The 20,063-nt window shown below is 26.3% G+C and carries 22 protein-coding genes and 1 riboswitch; of the genes, 12 read left to right on the top strand and 10 right to left on the bottom strand.

Annotated elements, in window-relative coordinates; translation table 11 throughout:
- Positions 1–711: 711 nt before the first annotated feature.
- The 4 genes from NBW53_RS02225 (at position 712) to NBW53_RS10050 (ending at position 2,857) form a co-directional block, all read left to right on the top strand.
- On the top strand, positions 712–1,236 hold the full coding sequence (locus tag NBW53_RS02225; protein ID WP_250278497.1) for a hypothetical protein: 525 nt from the start codon (positions 712–714) through the stop codon (positions 1,234–1,236).
- A 189-nt stretch (positions 1,237–1,425) separates the two neighbouring features.
- The gene (locus NBW53_RS02230) at positions 1,426–1,635 is read left to right on the top strand and encodes a hypothetical protein (protein WP_250278498.1); all 210 of its coding nucleotides are present in this window, start codon (positions 1,426–1,428) and stop codon (positions 1,633–1,635) included.
- 614 nt (positions 1,636–2,249) lie between these two features.
- Positions 2,250–2,681 (top strand): hypothetical protein, encoded by a 432-nt coding sequence (locus NBW53_RS02235; protein WP_250278499.1) that lies wholly within the window; start codon positions 2,250–2,252, stop codon positions 2,679–2,681.
- A gap of 41 nt (positions 2,682–2,722) precedes the next feature.
- On the top strand, positions 2,723–2,857 hold the full coding sequence (locus NBW53_RS10050; protein WP_284345825.1) for a hypothetical protein: 135 nt from the start codon (positions 2,723–2,725) through the stop codon (positions 2,855–2,857).
- A 1,434-nt stretch (positions 2,858–4,291) separates the two neighbouring features.
- Here the strand turns inward: NBW53_RS10050 and NBW53_RS02240 are convergent.
- Positions 4,292–4,606, bottom strand: coding sequence for an LSm family protein (locus tag NBW53_RS02240; protein WP_250278500.1), 315 nt, complete (start codon positions 4,604–4,606; stop codon positions 4,292–4,294).
- Between the two features lie 153 nt (positions 4,607–4,759).
- On the opposite strand from NBW53_RS02240, the gene NBW53_RS02245 reads away from it, so the two are divergent.
- Positions 4,760–5,062, top strand: a complete 303-nt coding sequence (locus tag NBW53_RS02245) for an LSm family protein (RefSeq protein ID WP_250278501.1) — start codon at positions 4,760–4,762, stop codon at positions 5,060–5,062.
- Positions 5,063–5,140: 78 nt separating this feature from the next.
- On the opposite strand, the gene clpX is transcribed toward NBW53_RS02245, so the two are convergent.
- From clpX to NBW53_RS02265, 4 genes are all read right to left on the bottom strand, one after another.
- The gene (gene clpX / locus NBW53_RS02250) at positions 5,141–6,400 is read right to left on the bottom strand and encodes an ATP-dependent Clp protease ATP-binding subunit ClpX (RefSeq protein WP_250278502.1); all 1,260 of its coding nucleotides are present in this window, start codon (positions 6,398–6,400) and stop codon (positions 5,141–5,143) included.
- Between the two features lie 17 nt (positions 6,401–6,417).
- The gene (clpP, locus tag NBW53_RS02255) at positions 6,418–7,002 is read right to left on the bottom strand and encodes an ATP-dependent Clp endopeptidase proteolytic subunit ClpP (RefSeq protein WP_250278503.1); all 585 of its coding nucleotides are present in this window, start codon (positions 7,000–7,002) and stop codon (positions 6,418–6,420) included.
- Positions 7,003–7,202: 200 nt separating this feature from the next.
- Positions 7,203–8,495, bottom strand: coding sequence for a trigger factor (gene tig / locus NBW53_RS02260; RefSeq protein WP_250278504.1), 1,293 nt, complete (start codon positions 8,493–8,495; stop codon positions 7,203–7,205).
- Between the two features lie 77 nt (positions 8,496–8,572).
- On the bottom strand, positions 8,573–9,109 hold the full coding sequence (locus NBW53_RS02265) for a phosphatase PAP2 family protein (RefSeq protein ID WP_250278505.1): 537 nt from the start codon (positions 9,107–9,109) through the stop codon (positions 8,573–8,575).
- 242 nt (positions 9,110–9,351) lie between these two features.
- Here NBW53_RS02265 and rplU point away from each other — a divergent pair, with 242 nt between their 5' ends.
- Genes rplU through rpmA form a run of 3 tightly spaced genes read left to right on the top strand, consistent with a single transcriptional unit; the run spans position 9,352 to position 10,273 of the window.
- Positions 9,352–9,663, top strand: coding sequence for a 50S ribosomal protein L21 (gene rplU, locus NBW53_RS02270; protein WP_250278506.1), 312 nt, complete (start codon positions 9,352–9,354; stop codon positions 9,661–9,663).
- Between the two features lie 14 nt (positions 9,664–9,677).
- Entirely contained in the window at positions 9,678–9,986 is a 309-nt protein-coding gene (locus tag NBW53_RS02275; protein ID WP_250278507.1) for a ribosomal-processing cysteine protease Prp, read from the top strand.
- Between the two features lie 2 nt (positions 9,987–9,988).
- Positions 9,989–10,273, top strand: coding sequence for a 50S ribosomal protein L27 (rpmA, locus tag NBW53_RS02280; protein ID WP_250278508.1), 285 nt, complete (start codon positions 9,989–9,991; stop codon positions 10,271–10,273).
- A gap of 160 nt (positions 10,274–10,433) precedes the next feature.
- Here rpmA and NBW53_RS02285 read toward each other — a convergent pair whose 3' ends face one another.
- The 5 genes from NBW53_RS02285 to rimM form a co-directional block, all read right to left on the bottom strand.
- Positions 10,434–10,994 (bottom strand): anti-sigma factor family protein, encoded by a 561-nt coding sequence (locus NBW53_RS02285; RefSeq protein ID WP_250278509.1) that lies wholly within the window; start codon positions 10,992–10,994, stop codon positions 10,434–10,436.
- On the bottom strand, positions 10,975–11,553 hold the full coding sequence (locus NBW53_RS02290; protein WP_250278510.1) for an RNA polymerase sigma factor: 579 nt from the start codon (positions 11,551–11,553) through the stop codon (positions 10,975–10,977). Before NBW53_RS02290 ends, NBW53_RS02285 begins: the two co-directional genes overlap by 20 nt.
- A 70-nt stretch (positions 11,554–11,623) precedes the next feature.
- The gene (locus NBW53_RS02295) at positions 11,624–12,547 is read right to left on the bottom strand and encodes a ribonuclease Z (protein WP_250278511.1); all 924 of its coding nucleotides are present in this window, start codon (positions 12,545–12,547) and stop codon (positions 11,624–11,626) included.
- A gap of 71 nt (positions 12,548–12,618) precedes the next feature.
- A complete protein-coding gene (gene trmD, locus NBW53_RS02300; RefSeq protein ID WP_250278512.1) occupies positions 12,619–13,362 on the bottom strand; it encodes a tRNA (guanosine(37)-N1)-methyltransferase TrmD in 744 nt (247 codons plus the stop codon).
- Positions 13,362–13,865, bottom strand: a complete 504-nt coding sequence (gene rimM, locus NBW53_RS02305) for a ribosome maturation factor RimM (RefSeq protein WP_250278513.1) — start codon at positions 13,863–13,865, stop codon at positions 13,362–13,364. The genes trmD and rimM overlap by 1 nt, the downstream gene beginning before the upstream one ends.
- A gap of 158 nt (positions 13,866–14,023) precedes the next feature.
- Positions 14,024–14,121: riboswitch (SAM riboswitch) on the top strand.
- 138 nt (positions 14,122–14,259) lie between these two features.
- Between rimM and metK the strand changes: the two genes are divergently transcribed.
- From metK to NBW53_RS02325, 4 genes are all read left to right on the top strand, one after another.
- A complete protein-coding gene (gene metK, locus NBW53_RS02310; RefSeq protein WP_334302892.1) occupies positions 14,260–15,426 on the top strand; it encodes a methionine adenosyltransferase in 1,167 nt (388 codons plus the stop codon).
- 430 nt (positions 15,427–15,856) lie between these two features.
- Entirely contained in the window at positions 15,857–16,690 is an 834-nt protein-coding gene (licT, locus tag NBW53_RS02315) for a BglG family transcription antiterminator LicT (RefSeq protein WP_250278515.1), read from the top strand.
- Positions 16,691–16,703: 13 nt separating this feature from the next.
- Entirely contained in the window at positions 16,704–18,596 is a 1,893-nt protein-coding gene (locus NBW53_RS02320) for a beta-glucoside-specific PTS transporter subunit IIABC (protein WP_250278516.1), read from the top strand.
- 14 nt (positions 18,597–18,610) lie between these two features.
- On the top strand, positions 18,611–20,035 hold the full coding sequence (locus tag NBW53_RS02325; protein WP_250278517.1) for a 6-phospho-beta-glucosidase: 1,425 nt from the start codon (positions 18,611–18,613) through the stop codon (positions 20,033–20,035).
- Positions 20,036–20,063: the final 28 nt, after the last annotated feature.

Raw genomic sequence — 20,063 nt, forward strand, 5'->3', positions numbered from 1 at the left:
AAATTTAATAAATATATAATAAAAATAAAATTAAATGTATATTGAATATATGTTTAATTTTATTTTTTATGTATATTTTTATTACAAATTTAGTTTAAAATATACATAAAAAAGTATAGATTATTGAAAAAATAGTATAAATTGGCAAAAAAATAAAAAATATACTAAAATACTTGACATTTAATAAATATTCGGTAAAATAATAAGTGAGAGGAGAAAATAATTTAAAGGATTTGATAATGTGATAGTGAGAATGTGATAGCAATAATTATTATGGCTTTATTTTTAAGCAGTGTAATTATAAATACTTCAATAGCTTTATCATCTATAATGTAATAAGATAATTTTTTTTATTAAAAAATGAACAAATTTCAAAATTGTTTCACTGTATAAATAGAATTATTTTTAAAATAATAATTAGATAGGTAAAATGTTTATTGATAAATTTATATAAAAAATAATTTAAATTTAATTAATTTAAAAAAATACAATTATATACAATTATATTTATAGAATTTATTATTAAAAAATACAAGTAAAAGTAGTATTGTAAAAATATTTTATAGTTTAAAATTTTATTTATATTAATATATAGTGGATAAAGTCCAATATATATTAATATAAAGTATTATATAAAATCTAAAAATAATTGTTTATAGGCTTACAAATTTGTATACATAAAATAATTATGTATTAAGGAGGAAATAGTAAATGAAAAGAAAATTAGTATCAATATGTTTAACAACTATATTAGGATTAGCGAGTGTTATGAATGTTCAAGCTTGTCAAGCTGAAAAAGCTAACAATGACTTTCCAGTAGTAACAATTGTACATCAAGAAGAGAAAAGACCAGAAGTTATAGAATGTGGAACAGGAAATGAGTTTCCTGAAGTAACAGTGGTACATCAAGATGAAAAAAGACCAGAAGTTATAGAATGTGGAACAGGAAATGAGTTTCCTGAAGTAACAGTGGTATATCAAGATGAAAAAAGACCAGAAGTTATAGAATGTGGAACAGGAAATGAGTTTCCTGAAGTAACAGTGGTATATCAAGATGAAAAAAGACCAGAAGTTATAGAATGTGGATTTGGATTACCAACTGAATTTGGTTTTTTAGAAGCAATAGATGAAGAAATAAGTTCATCATTTATAGAATATGAATTTATATTACCAGGTTCAGTAATAACAACAGTAGAAGAAGAAATAAATCTAGAATTTATAGAATGTGGGTTTTAATTATCAAATTAATTTAGTTTTCCAGAGATAACATTTATATATCAAAAAATACCACAAATTATTATATGTAATTAATACAATAAAATAATTTATGTATCAGGCAATAGTATAAAAATGTATTTATTACCTGATAATTTGTAATTTAAAAAATTTAACATCATGTTTTAACAGAGAAAAGGGAGAATGAGAATGAAAAGAAAACTTACAACAATGCTTTTATCATCAATATTAGGATTATCAAGTGCAATTAATGTTTATGCCGTAAGCAATGCTACTGAAAATAGAGTATTGACTAACAATTATCCTATGTTATCAAATAGTAATTCAAGTGTAACAACAACTTTATCAAATAAAGGTAAAGAAGAGAGAAGAACAACTTTTACAAGTGATACTATATAAACAGGAGATAGACCTAGTTTAGCAGGTATAAGTGGATATGGAGGAAGTAGAACAGATTTAACTAGAAGAGAAGATAAAGTTAATACTGAGTGGAGAGATGGAGAAAAATACGATACAAGAAATTTTATCGTTAGAGAAACTAATGGAGAAACATTTTGGGACGGTGAAAATGGTTACGAAAAAACAGATTGGACTATTAGAGAAACTAATGGAGTAAGTCATTGGGGTCTTGATGAAGGTTTTGGAACAACAAGATGGGACTTTAAGAATAATACTGGAGTAACAAATTGGACAAATAATAAAGAAAAGACTCAAGGTCATATAGATTGGACAAATAATAAATCTGATGTAGTAAGAAATTGGACAAGAGAGAATGGTGAAGGTTCTTATGGAACAATAAATACATCAAGAGTTGAGAATCATGGAACAGTTGTTTGGACACAAGATGGAGAAAATGGAAAAATACATGGTGGAACAAGTATTATAACAGGAGAGGGCTATGAAACATATAGTTACTCAAGAGGACAAGGCTATGGAAAAAGAATTGAAGAAAAAAAACATCAAACACAAGTAGTTCAGGGGTTGTAGGAGGAAGAACAACAGGACTTTCAGGAATGGAAGGTTCAAGTACAACAACAGTGAACACAAATGTTTTAAATGAGACAAGAGGAACAACAGTTATATTAGGAACATCAGGAGTATCAAGACTTCCAGGTCTTGAAGGTGAAAACTCAGATTCAAGTTCAACAACAATTGCAACAAACTCAACATCAAGTGTAAATAGTTCAACTTCAGGTCAAATAACAACATTATCAAGTTTTTCAGGAGAGAGAGAACAAGTAAATAATAGTTTTTGTGGAACTACATTAGATTTTTATAATTGGGAAGATTATTTTGATGAATGTGGAAGACCTATAACTTTTGCAGGTGATACAGTAGGACTTCCAGGGCTTTCAGGAGAGAAAAAAAAACAGACAGTATATTTACTACTTCAGGTTTTTATGAAAATGAGGAAGATGATTATTATGAAGCATGTGTTACAATAGACGTTAGAGAACAAGAAGCATCAGACATATTAGTAAATAATATGGAAGGTCAAGTTATAAATGGTTCAAAATTAGATGGAACTACAAGAGAACTTTCAGGAATGAAAGGAGAAAGTGTACCAGAATTTAAATTACCAGATGAGCCATGTAGATTATTAACTCCATCAGAACAATAATATATTTTTAATATAAAAATATATTATTAATACTTTTATAAAACAAAACATTGATAGTAATATTTAACTATTTAAGTTAGTTAAAATTACTATCAATGTTTTATTTTTTATAGGTAATATTTTAATTTAGCTATTTGTCAATAGTTTAAGGAAACTAAAATTAATAAAACAAATATAGAAAGTTATAGTATAAAAAATTATAACTTTTGTATTAAAATTAATTAAATATATATAGTATAAAGTTTTAGATCAATATTTAATTTAAATTTTGGTATGACATAAGAGGTAGTATAATATATCCAACCTTTAAATAAATTGATCATATTTTTAGTATTTTCTTGTTCAAATATTAGAAAAGCTTCTTTTAAAGTATATGTATCATACAAATCATGACTAATGTTAAGAATATTATTAACTTGAATTTTGTGTTTGTAAGTTAAATATTTTGAAGAGTGATTTTTAATGTTTAAAATATCTTTTGTATTATTTATAAAATTTTTATTGTATATGTTCAAAAGACCAAATAACTTTTCGTATATAATTATATTTATTGATTATCTTATTATAATTTAAAAGAAGGTATATTCAATATTAATGAAAGGTTTTCAAAAAATTGAACATCTTTTTTGCTTGAAATTTTAAAATAATACGATAAAAAATGATATTTTTTAGTAAGTAGAATATCTAAAACTTTTTTAAAAATAAGGCTATACTTTTAACAAAAAATTAATTTTAAATTTATCGATAGACAAAATAGAAGATAACATGGGCTTATTTTATCAAAAATACGTATATCAGTAAAAATAGATAAGTTTAATAATTTTGCTACACTTTTAAAATAATATATATTTTTTAGAGTTTATAAAACAGTCTTGATAAATCTAGAAGTCATACTATAATATTTAGGAAAAAAATTATTTTCAAAAAAATATTTACAATAAGAGCATAGATAACGTATTTTATTAATAATAAATAAAGTCTTTTTGATAAAATAAGAAATATGTTTAACTACTTGTTGTATATAGTTGCGAATAGTATTTATTTTATTACTATAACAAGGACAAGTATAAAAATTTTTTTTATAAAATATGAATAAAGGAAAAATTTTTATAAATTTCAATATTTTTTATTAAAATATTTTGAGTATTTATAAGTTTTGTTATAATATTAAAAGAGAGCATATTTTTAATCTCTGATAGTTTTTTTGATAAAATTATTTATTAATATGATCTTTTTTTTAAAGCTCTATTTTTGTTTTACACAAACATTTATTATAGAGCCAAAATTAATAAAATTTAAATATTATGTACTTTATAAAAAATAGAAAAGTTTGATTATTAAAAAAATTATTTGCTAAAGTTAGAAAATTAAAAAAATTTAACAACTATTAGCAAATAATTTTTTTAATGTAATGCCCCTTTAAAATAAGATAAATTAAATAGCATTATGAGTAAATGCTGCAATAGAGTTTGTAGGTATAACTGCAATAGCGCCTAATGGATTTCCTGAATATACATAGTTATAAGACCCATTGCCATATGGTGTCATAGAATTAGAACAACTAGAACCAATAGGGCAAGCAGGTGCTTCACCAGCGCTAACGAGTAATCTTACTACACAGTCACTTACAGATACTAAAACACCAGTAAATCCACTACCAGAACAACCACCACTTGTTGTGAAAATAGTAACCGTTTGACCTATATATCTACAAAGATCTTCTTTTAAAGAACCCATCCAATTTTCCATATAATTTGACCTCCTTTTTCTTTATATAGCATATTATGTAGCTTATAAATTAAATGTTACTATTGTAAAAAATATATTTTATTTCAAATATTTGTAACAAAATAATATAAAATCCATAATATACATTAAGATATTTGAAAGGAGGCAATAAAAATGAATGAGTCTTATTTATTAGATAGTTTAACACGTTATATTGGGCAAACAGTAACAATATTTACTACAAGCGGTGGTTGCTCTGGTAGCGGATTTACTGGTGTTTTAGCAAGTGTAAATGAAAACTATGTAAAATTAATAACAAATATTGGAGCAGCTCCTAGTTGTCCTTTAGGGTCTAGTTGTTCTGGATATGGATATAACTATAATAATCAAAATTATGGTTGTGGCTATAACTGGCTTGGTTCTGTTACAGAAATACCTATCTGTAAAATAGCAAGCTTTACTCATAATGCAATATAATAATATAATCTATAAAAATTAAGATAAATCTCCTTACTAAAAAATAAAACCACCATATTTTTGGTGGTTTTATTTGACTTAAGCCAATTCTTGACTATTTTTATATATATAAGTTGGATTTTCCTCTTTATTAACAACTTTTTCAGTAATTATACATTTTTCAATATTTTCATTTAAAGGTATTTCATACATAATATCAGTCATAAAGCTTTCTACTATTGCACGAAGACCACGAGCACCTGTTTCCTGAGCAATAGCTTTTTTAGCAATAGCTCTTATAGCAGGTTCATCAAATTCTAATGTAACGTTATCTAATTTAAAAAGATATTGATATTGTTTTATAAGAGCATTTTTAGGCTCTGTCAAAATAGATACTAAAGAGTCTTCATCTAAATTATTTAAAGTAACAACAATTGGCATACGACCTATAAGCTCGGGTATAAGTCCAAACTTGTGTAAATCTTGTGGTAAAACATCTTTTAAAATTTTACCAGATTTTAAATCTTCTTTAGATTGAATTTCTGCACCAAATCCTATAACTTTATTTTTTGTTCTTTTTTGTATAACTTTTTCAAGACCACTAAATGCTCCACCACAAATAAATAGTATATTAGATGTATCTATTTGTATAAATTCTTGATGAGGGTGTTTTCTACCTCCTTGAGGAGGAACAGATGCAACAGTACCTTCTAGTATTTTTAGTAAAGCTTGTTGTACTCCTTCTCCACTAACATCTCTTGTAATAGATGGGTTATCTGCTTTTCTAGCTATTTTATCTATTTCATCTATATATATGATACCTCTTTGGGCTCTTTCTATATCAAAATCTGCAGCTTGTATAATTTTTAAAAGTATATTTTCAACATCTTCACCAACATATCCTGCTTCTGTAAGGCTTGTAGCATCGGCAATAGCAAATGGTACATCTATTAATCTAGCTAATGTTTGAGCAAGTAAAGTTTTACCAGTACCTGTTGGACCTATTAATAAAATATTACTTTTTTGAAGCTCTACATCACTTTCCACTGGATCTGAAGTTATTCTTTTATAGTGGTTATATACAGCAACTGCTAATGCTTTTTTAGCATCATCTTGACCTATTACATATTGGTCTAAATGGTCTTTTATAGTTTTTGGCTTTGGTAAATTAAAGTCTTCTAAAAAGTTTGAGTGTATAGGTTCAGCTGGAAACTCTTCATATATTATTTGGCAACAAAGGTCTACACATTCGTCACATATATATATGTTTTTAGGACCAGCTACAAGTTTTTTAGCTTCTTCTTGAGTTTTGCCACAAAATGAACAAGTTATTTTGTGATCATCATTTTTTGAAGGCATCTACTTCAACTCCTTAATTATTGTGGTTTTGTAATAACATTGTCAATAAGACCATAAGCCTTAGCTTCTTCGGCTGACATATAGTTATCTCTTTCTGTATCATTTTTAATAGTTTCTAAATTTTGACCTGTATTTTCAGAAAGCATTTGATTTAATTTATTTTTTATTTTTAATATTTGCTCTACTTGTATTTGCATATCTGTAGCTTGGCCTCTAGCACCACCTAAAGGTTGGTGTATCATAATTTCTGCATTAGGTAGAGCATATCTTTTACCTTTTGCACCACCAGCTAATAAGAAAGCCCCCATACTAGCTGCAAGGCCTATACATATAGTTGATACATCTGGTTTTATATATTGCATAGTATCGTATATAGCAAGTCCAGCCGTAACAGAGCCACCTGGACTATTTATATAAAGACTAATATCTTTGTCTGGGTCTTCGGCAGCCAAAAATAAAAGTTGAGCAACAACTAAACTAGCTGTTGTATCATTAACTTCTTCTCCTAAAAATATAATTCTATCTTTTAAAAGTCTTGAATAAATATCATAAGAACGTTCACCGGCGTTTGTTTGGTCAACAACCATAGGTACTAAACTCATAAAAATCCTCCTTAAAATTAAATTTATAAAATTTCCTAAAAAATAGTATATCCCAAATTATGTAAAATATGCTTTTAAATAAAATTTTTATTAAAAATATATTAATAATTATATTTAAATATAAAATTAATATATTATATTATATTATATAAAACAAAAAGAGGTAATAACCTCTCTTTATTTTTTTAATATCTTAAAAATTATTTATCTTCTGGTTGAACAGAATTTTTTACTAAAAAGTCAAGTGCTTTTTGAGCTTTTAAATCTTTAATTATATTTTCTTTTTCTTTTTCGCCAAAAATACTTTCTATTTTATCTTTATCAATGTGATAAGCCTCAGCAATACGAGTTAATTCTGCATCAATATCTTTTTCAGAAACTTTAACTTTTTCTAATTCTGCAACAGCTTCTAAAGCTAGTCTACCTTTAACTTGTTTTTCACAGATTATACGATAAGCTTCTCTCATATTTTCCATACTTTGTCCCATATAATCTAAATAAGTTTTTAAAGTTAAACCTTGAGCTCCTATACCATTTGCAAATTCATTAACTTTTTGATCTATTTCAAGCTCAATCATAGCTTCTGGTATATCAACTTCTACTTTTTCAATTAAAGCTTCTAAAACAGCTTCTTTCATTTTTCTATCTGCTTCTTCTTTTTTAATAGCAGTAAGTTTAGATTTAATTTCTTTTTTATAATCTTTTAAAGTTTCAAATTCAGTTGTATCTTGAACAAATTCGTCGTTTAATTCTGGAAGAATTTTTTCGTTTATTTCATTAATTTTTACTTTAAATACAGCTGGTTTAGATGCTAATTCTTTTTTACCATATTCTTCTGGGAATGTAACATTTACATCAAATTCATCCCCAATATTTTTACCAATTATTTGGTCTTCAAATGTATCAATAAAAGTTTTAGAACCTATTTCAAGGTCATATTTTTCACCTTTTCCACCTTCAAAGGCAACACCATCTATAAATCCTTCAAAATCTATATTTACTAAATCACCTTTTTTAACAGCTCTATCTGTAACTTTGTTGATTCTTGAGTGTTTTTCTCTTTCTCTGTTAAGATACTCTTCTACATCATCTTTATTAACAGTAGTGCTAGGTTTTTCACAAACTAAGCCTTTATAATCAGATACTTTTACTTCTGGTTTTGTATAAACAGTAGCTGAAAATACAACACCTTCTTCTTTTGAAACGCTAACTACATCTATTTCTGGTTTTGAAACTATTTCTAATTTGCTTTCTTCAGCAGCTTTTGCATATGCATCTTGTAAAACAAAATTTAAAGCATCATCATAAAATACTTCAGGACCATAAGTTTTTTCTATAATTTGTCTAGGAACTTTACCTTTTCTAAATCCTTTAATATTAAAATGTTTTTGGTTTTTATTAAAAGAATAATCTAAACCTTCTTGGAACCTTTCAGCACTAACAGAAAATGTTATTTTGTACTTATTAGTATCCATATTTTCTATATTATTCATTTATTATATCCTCCTTAAAATGTTGGTAAAAATTACATATGGATGAATTATACCATATATTTTACAAAAAATCAATATTACTTGTAACATTGTTTAAATTTTTTAAGTATCCAAATTATAAATAAGGCTATTGTTAGACCTAATATAGCACCAACTATTACATCACTAGGATAATGTACCATTAATATAACTCTTGATAGTGCTATAAAAAAAGCTAAAATATAAGCTATAATACCCCATTTTTTATTAGTATAGAATATGAAAGTTGCGGCAAGAAAAGATGATAAGCTATGACCAGAAGGAAACGAAAAGCTAGTAGGAGCAGATATAAAAGGGTTTAAGGATAATTCTATAAAAGGTCTTTGTCTTTGAAATATATTTTTTAATATAAGATTACCAATAGCAGAGCCTATTGCTAAAGATGAAAGCATTAAAATACCATTTTTTCTTGTAAATTTTTTTAAAATCATTGCTATACCTAAAATTATCCATATAATACCTCCATCTCCTAAGTGAGTTATAAAAGAAAAAAATTTTATAATGGATGGATAGTTGGGTAATATTTCGCTTATACTTAGTATAGTATTCTTATCAATATTAAAAATTATATCCATAATTACCTCTTAAAATTTATATTTTATTCATTATAACATAAAAAATATATATAATAAATAGATTTTTTATAATTATTTTAAATAATAATTAATATTATTATTATAATTTAGGTTTAATTATAAACTAAAATTAGAACTATTGACAAAATTTTTTATAAATGGTATAATATCTATTGTTTGCCGCACAGAGAGGTTTAAGCTTAGCACCGTATCTGGCGAGTTATATTTAAGGAGGTGTACTAATGTACGCAATTATCGAAACTGGTGGAAAACAATACAAAGTTTCTGAAGGAGACATTATCAAAGTTGAAAAATTAGATGTAGAAGCTGGAGCTTCTTATACTTTTGACAGAGTTTTAACTGTAGCTAACGGTGATGATGTTAAATTTGGTACTCCTGTTGTTTCTGGTGCATCTGTTAATGCATCTGTTATAGGTGATGGTAAAGCTAAAAAAGTTATCATCTATAAATACAAACCTAAAAAAGGTTTCCACAAGAAAAAAGGTCATAGACAACCTTTTACAATGCTTAAAATTGAAAAAATTAATGCTTAATATTAGGTTTTTAAATGATACAAGCTATATTTTTTAAAAATAACGAAAATATAATAGGCTTTGAAGTAAAAAATCACGGTAAGGACATAGTTTGTTCTGCGGTATCTATATTAACATTAAATACTGTTAATAGCATAGAAGTATTTACAGATGCTATTTATAGTATAGATTATGATACTAATGGTGGTTTTTTAAAATGCATTATAGATAAAAATAGTCTTTGTGAAAAAACTATTTTATTATTATCTAGTTTAGAGCTAGGTCTTAAAGGCATTGAGGCAGAATATCCTAAAGATATTTGTCTAAAATATAAGGAGGTGTAACAATGATTAGAATTAATCTTCAATTCTTTGCTCATAAAAAAGGGGTAGGTTCTACAAAAAATGGTCGTGATTCTGAATCTAAAAGATTAGGACCTAAACGTGCTGACGGTCAATTTGTTAAAGCAGGTAACATTCTTTATACTCAAAGAGGTACAAAAATTCACCCTGGTGTGAACGTTGGTAGAGGTGGTAACGATACACTTTTTGCTTTAGTTGATGGTATCGTTAGATATGAAAGAAAAGGTAGAGATAAAAAACAACTTTCTGTTCATCCTATCGCTGAATAATATGTTTAAGTTGTATGTTAATAACATACAACTTTTTTAGGCTCTTTGTTAATTTTATGATATTTTTATATCTAATAATTTTAACAAAGATCCTTTTTATTATTAATATTATTTTATATTATATTTTTAAGATAATTAAAATAGTAAATAACCTAAAAATTTATAATTTTAAAGTTTTTCTTCTATATAATATATATTGTGCTATTATTATAGCAATAATTGTTAATATTGAAGTATATTTTAAGCCTTCTAAAACATAAGGTAAAATAGATAAAATAGATTCCCATATATATGATATATTAAATGTTTCTATTGATATACTAAAAATATTTTCAAAAAATGAATAGTATTTGTATAAAATAGATGATTGATTTGATAATAATACATCTTTATTTAAGTATACTATTAAAAATAATGAAAATACTAAAGAAGTCATAGCTAAAAATACATAAGTTACCATATTTTTTTTAACTTTATCTTTAATATATCTAGGTTCTATATGTTCTATTTTTTCCATAATATTTATTTCAAAATCTTCTGGTGCTTCTATAATAGTATTACAATCTAATGAAAATTCTTCTAAAATTTCATTATAAAGCTCAAAACTTTCTTTACATTCATTACATTCTTTCAAATGATTTTTTAATAAAAATTCATCTTCTTGTGAGATGTTAAAATCCATATAATCCATCATAAGTTTATTAGCTTTGTTGCAATTCAATATTTTCACCTTCTTTCAGTTTTAAAAGCTCTTCTTTTAAAATTCTTCTGCCTCTAAAGATACGATTTTTAACTTTAGATAAAGGTTCGTTTATAGTATCTGCAATTTCTTGATAACTAAGTCCTTGTTGATGATATAAAACTATAGGTACTTTGTAAATATCTGGCAAATTATTTAACAACTGGTTTAGCATTAAACGTTCTTCTTTTTCTAAGCAATTTTGCTCAGGAGATTTTTCAGATATAAGTTTATATTCTATTTCATCCATAGGAACAGTTTCATATTTTTTCTTTCTTCTATAATCTATAACATGATTTGTTGTTATTTTTACAATCCACGTAGAAAATTTAAAATCTGGAAAATATTTATCTAAATTTTTATATATTTTTATAAAAACTTCTTGAGCTAAATCGTTAGCATCATCTTGATTATTAACCATTCTTAATACAACAGAATAAACTAAATTTTTATGTCTAGATATTATTTCAGAAAAGTAATCTTTTTCTCCATTTAGACATTTCTGGACAAGTTCATAATCTGTTAAATTTTTTATATTCATTTTAATCACTCCGTATATAAAAGTTTTTTCTTTAATATTAAATATAAATTTTAATTATACATATAATTTTTTAATTTTTAAAATATATAGTTTTGCAAATTCTATCATAGCCTACAACAGTATTTTTAAATATATTAGTGGCATTGTCAATAAAAGCTTGTGGGTCTGTTAAAGCAGGACTAAAGTGGGTTAGCCATAGCTCTTCTACATTGCCATATTTAGCCATAGTAGCGGCTTCGCTAAATATCATATGTTTTTTGGCTATTGCATTTTCTTTTTTTTCTTCTTCACCGTACATACCCTCACAAACGAATAAATCGGCCTTGTTTATAAAACTATGCATTCTTTCTAAAGGTCTACTATCAGTACAATAGCAAACTTTTATGCCTGTTCTATTTTCACCCAAAACCATATTAGGAGTAAAAATTTTCCCGTTATGTTCTATTTCTATACCTTTTTGTAATGTTGCCCAAAGTTCTCTAGGTATATTGAGATTTATTGCGTTTTGGGGTAAAAATTTTCCCATTCTTTTAACTTGTATACTATATGAAAAACAAGGTATTTTATGGTCCATAAACATTGCTTGAATATTAAATCCACTTATACTTATTTCTTGACTTATGTTGTTTTTTTCATCTATATCAAGCTCTATTATATCTACATTAAATGGTAGCTCTGGAAATATTGTAGATAACCCATTATAAACATGTTTAATACCAATAGGGCCTATTATTACAAGATTTTTTTCTCTACCAGAATTACCTATTGCAAGTAAAAGACCAGGAAGACCAGATATATGGTCTGCGTGAAGATGGGTAAAACAAATTATATCTATGTTTTTAAAGCCCCAACCAAGCATTTTAGCTGTAACTTGTGTACCTTCACCACAATCTATAAGTAACATTTTTCCATTTAATCTAAATAACATAGATGTTAAAAACCTATCTGGCAAAGGCATCATACCACCAACACCTAATAAACAAACATCTAACATAATATCACCTAAAATCTAATTATAGTAATTTACTATATTATACTAAAAAATTTAATATATATCAATTATTTTTAATATATATTAATATTTTTAATATAGTTATTTAAAAAGTTTTGTTCTTCTTCAGTTAATTTACAATTTTTTAAAAGTTCAGGTCTTTTTTTATAAGTTGTAATTAAAGAATTTTGTTTTTTCCATTCTTCTATTTTTTTATGGTTACCAGATAACAATATATCTGGTACTTTTTTATCATTAAAAATAAAAGGTCTTGTATAATTAGGGTGTTCTAATAAGTTGTTAGAAAAGCTTTCATTTAAAAAGCTTTCTTCTTTCCCCAAAACATTGGGAACTAGCCTAGATATACTGTCTATAAGCATCATTGCTGGTAGCTCTCCACCAGTTAATATAAAATCGCCTATAGATATTTCATCAGTTACTATTTCTTCTATAACTCTTTCATCTATACCTTCATAATGACCACATAAAATAATTAAGTCTTTTTCTTTTGATAAATTTTCTGCCATTTTTTGGTTAAAGGGTTTACCTTGAGGTGTCATATATAAAACTTTGGTGTTTTTTTCTACCTTATCTTTTATGCTTAAATAGCTATTATATACTGGTTCAGGCTTTATGACCATACCAGCCCCACCACCATAGGCATAATCATCTACTTGCTTGTGTTTATTGTTAGAAAAATCTCTAATATTGATACAATTTATGTTTATAATTTTGTTTTCTAACGCTTTTTTAATAATACTGTGATTTAGCCCGTTGTATATCATTTCTGGAAATAATGTTAATACATAGTAATTCATTATCTTAATCCTTCTAAAAGATGTACTTTCATAGTTTTTTCTTTTATATCAACATTTAGGATACATTGTTTTATAGCAGGTATTAAAATTTGGCTATCTTCTTTTTTTACAACATATACGTCATTAGCACCAGTAAATATAATATCATCTATTATACCAATATCTTCTCCTAAATCTGTAAATACTTTCATACCATATAAATCACTAATATAATATTCATCTTTTTCACAAGGTAGGGCTAAATCTTTTGGTATTTTTATTTCTGTATTTTTTAAAAGTTCTGCATCATTCATAGAATTTATACCTTTAAAAGTTAAAAGTACAAATTGTTTATGAAATCTAACAGTTTCTATTTCGTATAAATCCATATTATTACGTTTAGATATATATACTTCTTTTAATTTTTTAAATCTATTTATATCATCTGTTGTAGGTAACACTCTAACTTCACCTTTGATACCTTGAGTGTTAACTATTTTACCAATAACAAAATAATCTGACATAGTTTTTTCTCCTTAAAATTTTATAATTAAATTTTATTATAAAAAATATATGTTGTCAAATAGTATAAAAATTTGTATATAAAAAATATTTTTGTTAAAAAAATAATAATTATTGACTTTTTTTAAAATAAGTAATATAATATATAAGAATAATATATGTCTTATCAAGAGTGGTGGAGGGATAAGGGCCCTATGATACCCGGCAACCAGCTTTTTGCATTGGTGCTAAATCCCCCGTTTTTACGGAAGATGAGGATTTTTTTGTATAAGCCATAAACGGCTTTTTTTTATTAGCAAAAACTTAATAATTATTCTATAAAAATTGTTAGGCTTTGTTAAAAAAATATTGCCTATTTACTATATATTGTATATATTATTTTTTTAGGAGGAATATATTATGAAAAGATTATTTACATCTGAGTCTGTTACAGAAGGACATCCAGATAAAATATGTGACCAAATATCAGATGCTATATTAGATGCTATTTTAACAAAAGACCCTAACGCAAGGGTAGCTTGTGAAACACTTGCTACAACAGGTCTTATTATGGTAGCAGGGGAGATAACAACAAACTGTTATGTAGATATAGATAGCATAGCTAGAGAAACAGTTCGTAACATAGGTTATGATAGAGCAAAATATGGCTTTGACTGTGACACTTGTGCTGTTATGACATCTTTAAAAGGTCAATCTCCAGATATAGCTCAAGGCGTAGATAATGCTTTTGAAACTAGAGAAAATGATGAACAAGACACAGGAGCAGGCGACCAAGGTATGATGTTTGGGTTTGCTTGTGATGAAACAGAAGATTATATGCCTATGCCTATATATTTAGCACATAAATTAACAAGACGTCTTTCAGAAGTTAGAAAAAATGGTACATTATCTTATTTAAGACCAGATGGTAAAAGTCAAGTATCTGTAGAATATGATGATGATAAAGTAGTAAGAATAGATTCTATCGTAATATCTACACAACATAATGAAAATATTAGCCATGAACAAATATGTGAAGATATTAAAAAACATGTTATACAAGCCGTTATACCTAGTCATCTTTTAGATGAAAATACTAAATATTATATTAATCCTACAGGTAGATTTGTTATTGGAGGTCCACAAGGAGACTGTGGTCTTACAGGTAGAAAAATAATCGTTGACACTTATGGTGGATATGCTAGCCATGGTGGAGGTGCATTTTCTGGTAAAGACCCAACAAAAGTAGACCGTTCTGGTGCTTATGCTGCTAGATATGTAGCTAAAAATATCGTAGCTAGTAAAATAGCTAAAAAATGTGAAATAGAGCTTGCATATGCTATTGGTGTTGCAAAACCTTTATCTATTTTAGTAAATACTTATGGCACTGGTAAAATAGCTGATGATAAAATAGCAGAAATTGTAAAAGAAAACTTTGATTTACGTCCTTCTGCTATTATTAAAAACTTTGATTTAAAAAGACCTATATATAAACAAACAGCCGCTTATGGACATTTTGGTAGAAATGATTTAGATTTACCTTGGGAAAAATTAGATATGGTTCATGTATTTGAAAATTTATAATATTTAAGATTAATATTTAAATTTAAGATAAAAATTTTAAACTACACCTTAAGATTATTAAAATAATATTAAAGTGTAGTTTTTATTTATTATAATTAATTTACTTAATTTGCAATTTTATTAAAAAATTATATTAGTAATTTTTATATTAATTTTAATAATTATATTTTAACAAGTTTTAAATATATAATTTTAATGTCTTGTATTATACAAAATGTACAAAAATAAATCTAAAAATAGTAAGAAATTCACAAAAATATAAAAGTGTATTGACAAAATTCGATATATATTATAAAATTATAACATAGTTATTGGATTGTTACTGGTTAAGCAGGCTATACCATTTTCTATATAAATACTAGTATGTATTTTTATATAGGTTAGGTATAGTCTTTTTTTATACCTACAAATCTTAATGAGGTGAATCTATATGAAAGTAAAAAAAGTTATTAATAACAATCTTGTAAAGTCGTTTAATGAAAATAATCAAGAAATTTTAGTTATGGGCTGTGGACTTGGATTTAAAAAATCTGAAGGTGATGATATCGACGAAGATAAAATAGAAAAGATATATATATCAAAAGACAAAGAAACATCAAATAAGCTAATAAGTTTATTAGAAAAATTACCATTAGAATATATACAAGCTGCTAATGAAATTGTAAGTTATGCAAAAGTATCTTTAGGGAAAAAGCTAAATGATAATATATATATAACACTTACAGACCATATAAGCTTTGCGGTTGAACGTTTTAATAAAGGAATATATATAAAGAATGCTCTTTTATGGGAAATAAAAAGGTTTTATAACCATGAATTTTTAATAGGAAAAGAGGCTTTATCTATAATAAAAAAGCACCTAAATATAGAATTGCCAGAAGATGAGGCAGGATTTATAACTCTTCATATAGTAAGTGCTTTAATGTCTTCGTCTAGTGTTGGAGAAACAACAGAAATGACAAAAGTTATTCAAAATATTTTAAATATTGTTAAATATCATTTTAAAGTAGAGCTTGATGAAAATTCTTTACATTATGAAAGGTTTATAACACATCTTAAATTTTTTGTACAACGAGTATTTAGTGGTGTAGAAATTGATGATGACGATAAAAGCTTTTTACTTGTTTTAAAAGAGCAATATAAAAATGAGTATCAATGTGCACTAAAAATAAGAAAGTATATTAAAAGTGAATACGGATATGACCTTACAGAAGATGAATTAGTTTATATAACAGTTCATATTAGAAGAATAATTACTATGTAAAGGAGGAATTTGTATGGATTATAAAAAATTGGCCGAAACAATCCTTAAAAATGTTGGAGGAGAAAAAAATGTAACAGGACTTGTTCATTGTGCAACAAGACTTAGATTTAATTTAAAAGATGAAAATAAAGCAAATACAGATATACTTAAAGACACTAGAGGAGTTATGGGTGTTGTAAAAAGTGGTGGACAATATCAAGTTATTATAGGTAGTGATGTTGCTAATGTTTATAAACCTTTAATAGAAATGTGTAATATATCTGAAAATAATGGTAATGAAGAAAAGAAAAAACAAAGTATATTATCTAAATTTGTAGATACATTAACAGGTATATTTACACCTATATTACCAGCTGTTACAGCAGCCGGTATGGTTAAAGTTGTTATAACTCTTTTAGTAACTTTTAAACTTTTAGATAATACATCTGAAACTTATAAGATTTTGGAATTTATATCAGATGCAGGATTTTATTTTTTACCTATATTTCTTGCTAATTCGGCAGCTAAAAAGTTTAAATGTAATCCATATCTTGCAATGTTTTTGGGAGGAGTATTATTACATCCAACATTTGTAAATATGGTAAATACAGTTAAAGAAACAGGAGAAGGCATTGCTTTATTTGGTATTCCAGTTTATGCAGCTGGTTATGCATCATCAGTTATACCTATTATATTGACAGTTTGGGTTATGTCTTATATAGAACCTTTTGCAGATAAAATTTCACATCATACAGTAAAATTTTTTACTAAGCCACTTATAACTATTTTAGTTACAAGTATATTAAGTCTTACTGTATTAGCACCTATTGGTTATATAATAAGTGAAATAATAGCTAAGTCAATTTTAACACTAGAACAATATTGTAGTTGGCTTGTACCAACAATACTTGGAGGAATATTCCCACTTCTTGTAATGACAGGAACTCATTATGCTATTATACCTATGGCAATAAATAATAGAGTAACTTTAGGGTATGACACAATATTAAACCCATCTAATAACCCTTCTAATATAGGACAAGGGGCTGCATCTTTAGCCGTTGCTTTAAAAACTAAAAATTCAGAAATAAAACAAATAGCATTATCATCAGGGATAACTGGTGTATGTGGTATAACAGAACCAGCTTTATATGGTGTAAATTTACGTTTTAAAACTCCTTTATATGCTGCTATGATAGGTGGAGCTTGTGGTGGATTTTTTAATGGTATAAATGGTGTAAAAAACTATGTTGGTGGTTCACCAGGGCTTTTAACTTTACCAGGATATATAGGTGGAGATAGTTTAAGAGATTTTTATTTAGCTTGTATTGGTGCAACAATAGGATTTGTAGTTTCATTTATAATATCATATATATTATATAAAGACCCTATTGAAGAAACAGAAAAAATTAAAGAAGAAAATATAAAAGAACAAAGTAATATAACTATAAAAACAGATAATATAGTTAATAATAGCAATTTAATTTTATCACCAGCAAAAGGTAAGGCAGTACCTTTAAGTCAAGTTAATGATGAAGCATTTTCACAAGAAATAATGGGAAAAGGTGGAGCTATAATTTTAGAAGATGGAAAAATTTATTCACCAGTAGATGCCACTGTTGAAGCTATATTTGATACGTTACACGCAATAGGTATAAAAACAGATGATGGCGTAGAAATACTTATACATATTGGGCTTGATACAGTTAAATTAGGTGGAAAGCATTTTAAAGCATATGCAAAAGTTGGAGATAAAGTTAAAGCTGGTACATTACTTGTAGAAGCAGATATTGAAAAAATAAAAAGTGAAGGTTATGATATAATTACACCAGTAATTATTAATAACTCTTATGATTTTGGAGATGTTATCGTTACAACAAATGATAATATAAATGTAGGAGATAGTTTTATAAAAGTTATAAAATAAAAGGAGGAAGTATTATGAGTAAAATATATGATGGATTTTTATGGGGAGGCGCTACAGCGGCTAATCAATGTGAAGGAGGATTTGGAAAAGGCGGAAAAGGATTAGCTATTGTTGATGTTATACCTTGGGGTGAAAATAGGCTAAATGTTATGCGTGGCAAATTAGATTATAAAGATTTGCCAAAAGATAGTTATTTTCCGGCTAGAGAGGCTATCAATATGTATGAAAATTGGAAAGAAGATATAGCTTTAATGGCTGAAATGGGATTTAAATGTTATAGATTTTCATTTGCTTGGTCAAGAATATTTCCAACTGGTGAAGGAGAACATAATGAAGAAGGGCTTAAGTTTTATGAAAATATTATAGATGAACTTATAAAATATAATATTGAGCCAGTAGTAACAATATGCCATTTTGACATACCATTAAATCTTGTTGAAAAATATGGGTCTTGGAGAAGCCGTAAAACAATTGATTTATATGTTAAATATTGTGAGACTATATTTAATAGATTTAAAGATAAAGTTAAATATTGGATAACATTTAATGAAATAAATATGCTTTTACATTTACCTTTTATGGGTGCTGGTATAATGTTTAAAGAAGGAGAAAATGAAGAGCAAATAAAATATCAAGTAGCTCATAATGAGCTTGTAGCATCTGCTAGAGCAACTAAAATTGCTCATCAAATAAATCCAGATTTTAAAATAGGATGTATGCTTGCAGCAGGACAGTTTTATCCTTATTCTTGTAAACCAGAAGATGTATGGAATTCTATTGAAAAAGATAGAGATAACTATTTCTTTGTAGATGTACAATCTAGAGGAGAATATCCTAATTATGCTAAAAAAATGTTTGAGAAAAAAGGCATAAAACTAGATATGGAGCTAGAAGATGAAAAAATATTGAAAGAAAATACAGTAGATTTTATAAGTTTTAGTTATTATTCTTCAAGAGTAACAAGTGCAAATCCAGACAATAATGAACAAACAAGTGGTAATATTTTTAAATCTTTAAAAAATCCACATCTTAAAGCTAGTGAATGGGGTTGGCAAATAGACCCTCTTGGACTTAGAATAACAATGAATACACTTTATGATAGATATCAAAAACCATTATTTATAGTAGAAAATGGTATTGGAGCAATTGATACTATTAATGAAAATGGAAATATAGATGATGACTATAGAATAGAGTATCTAAGAGAACATATTAAAGAAATGATAAAGGCTGTTAATGAAGATGGTGTAGAGCTTATTGGTTATACACCTTGGGGTTGGATAGACCTTGTAAGTGCTTCAACAGGTGAAATGAAAAAAAGATATGGATTTGTATATGTAGATAAAGATAATGAAGGAAATGGAACTATAAAAAGGAAAAAGAAAAAATCTTTTGAATGGTATAAAAATGTTATAGCTTCAAATGGTGAAAATTTATAGAATAAAAAGGTGTTAATTTTAATAATTC

Source organism: [Clostridium] colinum (assembly GCF_940677205.1).
Classification (GTDB): domain Bacteria; phylum Bacillota; class Clostridia; order Lachnospirales; family CAG-274; genus Tyzzerella; species Tyzzerella colina.

Bases quoted from the DNA above. Each gene is read 5' to 3' on its own strand.
- trmD (WP_250278512.1), bottom strand. From the start codon at position 13,362: ATGAATTACTATGTATTAACATTATTTCCAGAAATGATATACAACGGG.
- NBW53_RS02245 (WP_250278501.1), top strand. From the start codon at position 4,760: ATGAATGAGTCTTATTTATTAGATAGTTTAACACGTTATATTGGGCAA.
- rimM (WP_250278513.1), bottom strand. From the start codon at position 13,865: ATGTCAGATTATTTTGTTATTGGTAAAATAGTTAACACTCAAGGTATC.
- NBW53_RS10050 (WP_284345825.1), top strand. From the start codon at position 2,723: ATGGAAGGTCAAGTTATAAATGGTTCAAAATTAGATGGAACTACAAGA.
- NBW53_RS02275 (WP_250278507.1), top strand. From the start codon at position 9,678: ATGATACAAGCTATATTTTTTAAAAATAACGAAAATATAATAGGCTTT.
- NBW53_RS02265 (WP_250278505.1), bottom strand. From the start codon at position 9,109: ATGGATATAATTTTTAATATTGATAAGAATACTATACTAAGTATAAGC.
- rplU (WP_250278506.1), top strand. From the start codon at position 9,352: ATGTACGCAATTATCGAAACTGGTGGAAAACAATACAAAGTTTCTGAA.
- NBW53_RS02295 (WP_250278511.1), bottom strand. From the start codon at position 12,547: ATGTTAGATGTTTGTTTATTAGGTGTTGGTGGTATGATGCCTTTGCCA.
- clpP (WP_250278503.1), bottom strand. From the start codon at position 7,002: ATGAGTTTAGTACCTATGGTTGTTGACCAAACAAACGCCGGTGAACGT.
- NBW53_RS02230 (WP_250278498.1), top strand. From the start codon at position 1,426: ATGAAAAGAAAACTTACAACAATGCTTTTATCATCAATATTAGGATTA.
- NBW53_RS02240 (WP_250278500.1), bottom strand. From the start codon at position 4,606: ATGGAAAATTGGATGGGTTCTTTAAAAGAAGATCTTTGTAGATATATA.
- tig (WP_250278504.1), bottom strand. From the start codon at position 8,495: ATGAATAATATAGAAAATATGGATACTAATAAGTACAAAATAACATTT.
- NBW53_RS02325 (WP_250278517.1), top strand. From the start codon at position 18,611: ATGAGTAAAATATATGATGGATTTTTATGGGGAGGCGCTACAGCGGCT.
- licT (WP_250278515.1), top strand. From the start codon at position 15,857: ATGAAAGTAAAAAAAGTTATTAATAACAATCTTGTAAAGTCGTTTAAT.
- clpX (WP_250278502.1), bottom strand. From the start codon at position 6,400: ATGCCTTCAAAAAATGATGATCACAAAATAACTTGTTCATTTTGTGGC.
- NBW53_RS02225 (WP_250278497.1), top strand. From the start codon at position 712: ATGAAAAGAAAATTAGTATCAATATGTTTAACAACTATATTAGGATTA.
- NBW53_RS02290 (WP_250278510.1), bottom strand. From the start codon at position 11,553: ATGAATATAAAAAATTTAACAGATTATGAACTTGTCCAGAAATGTCTA.
- rpmA (WP_250278508.1), top strand. From the start codon at position 9,989: ATGATTAGAATTAATCTTCAATTCTTTGCTCATAAAAAAGGGGTAGGT.
- NBW53_RS02235 (WP_250278499.1), top strand. From the start codon at position 2,250: ATGGAAGGTTCAAGTACAACAACAGTGAACACAAATGTTTTAAATGAG.
- NBW53_RS02320 (WP_250278516.1), top strand. From the start codon at position 16,704: ATGGATTATAAAAAATTGGCCGAAACAATCCTTAAAAATGTTGGAGGA.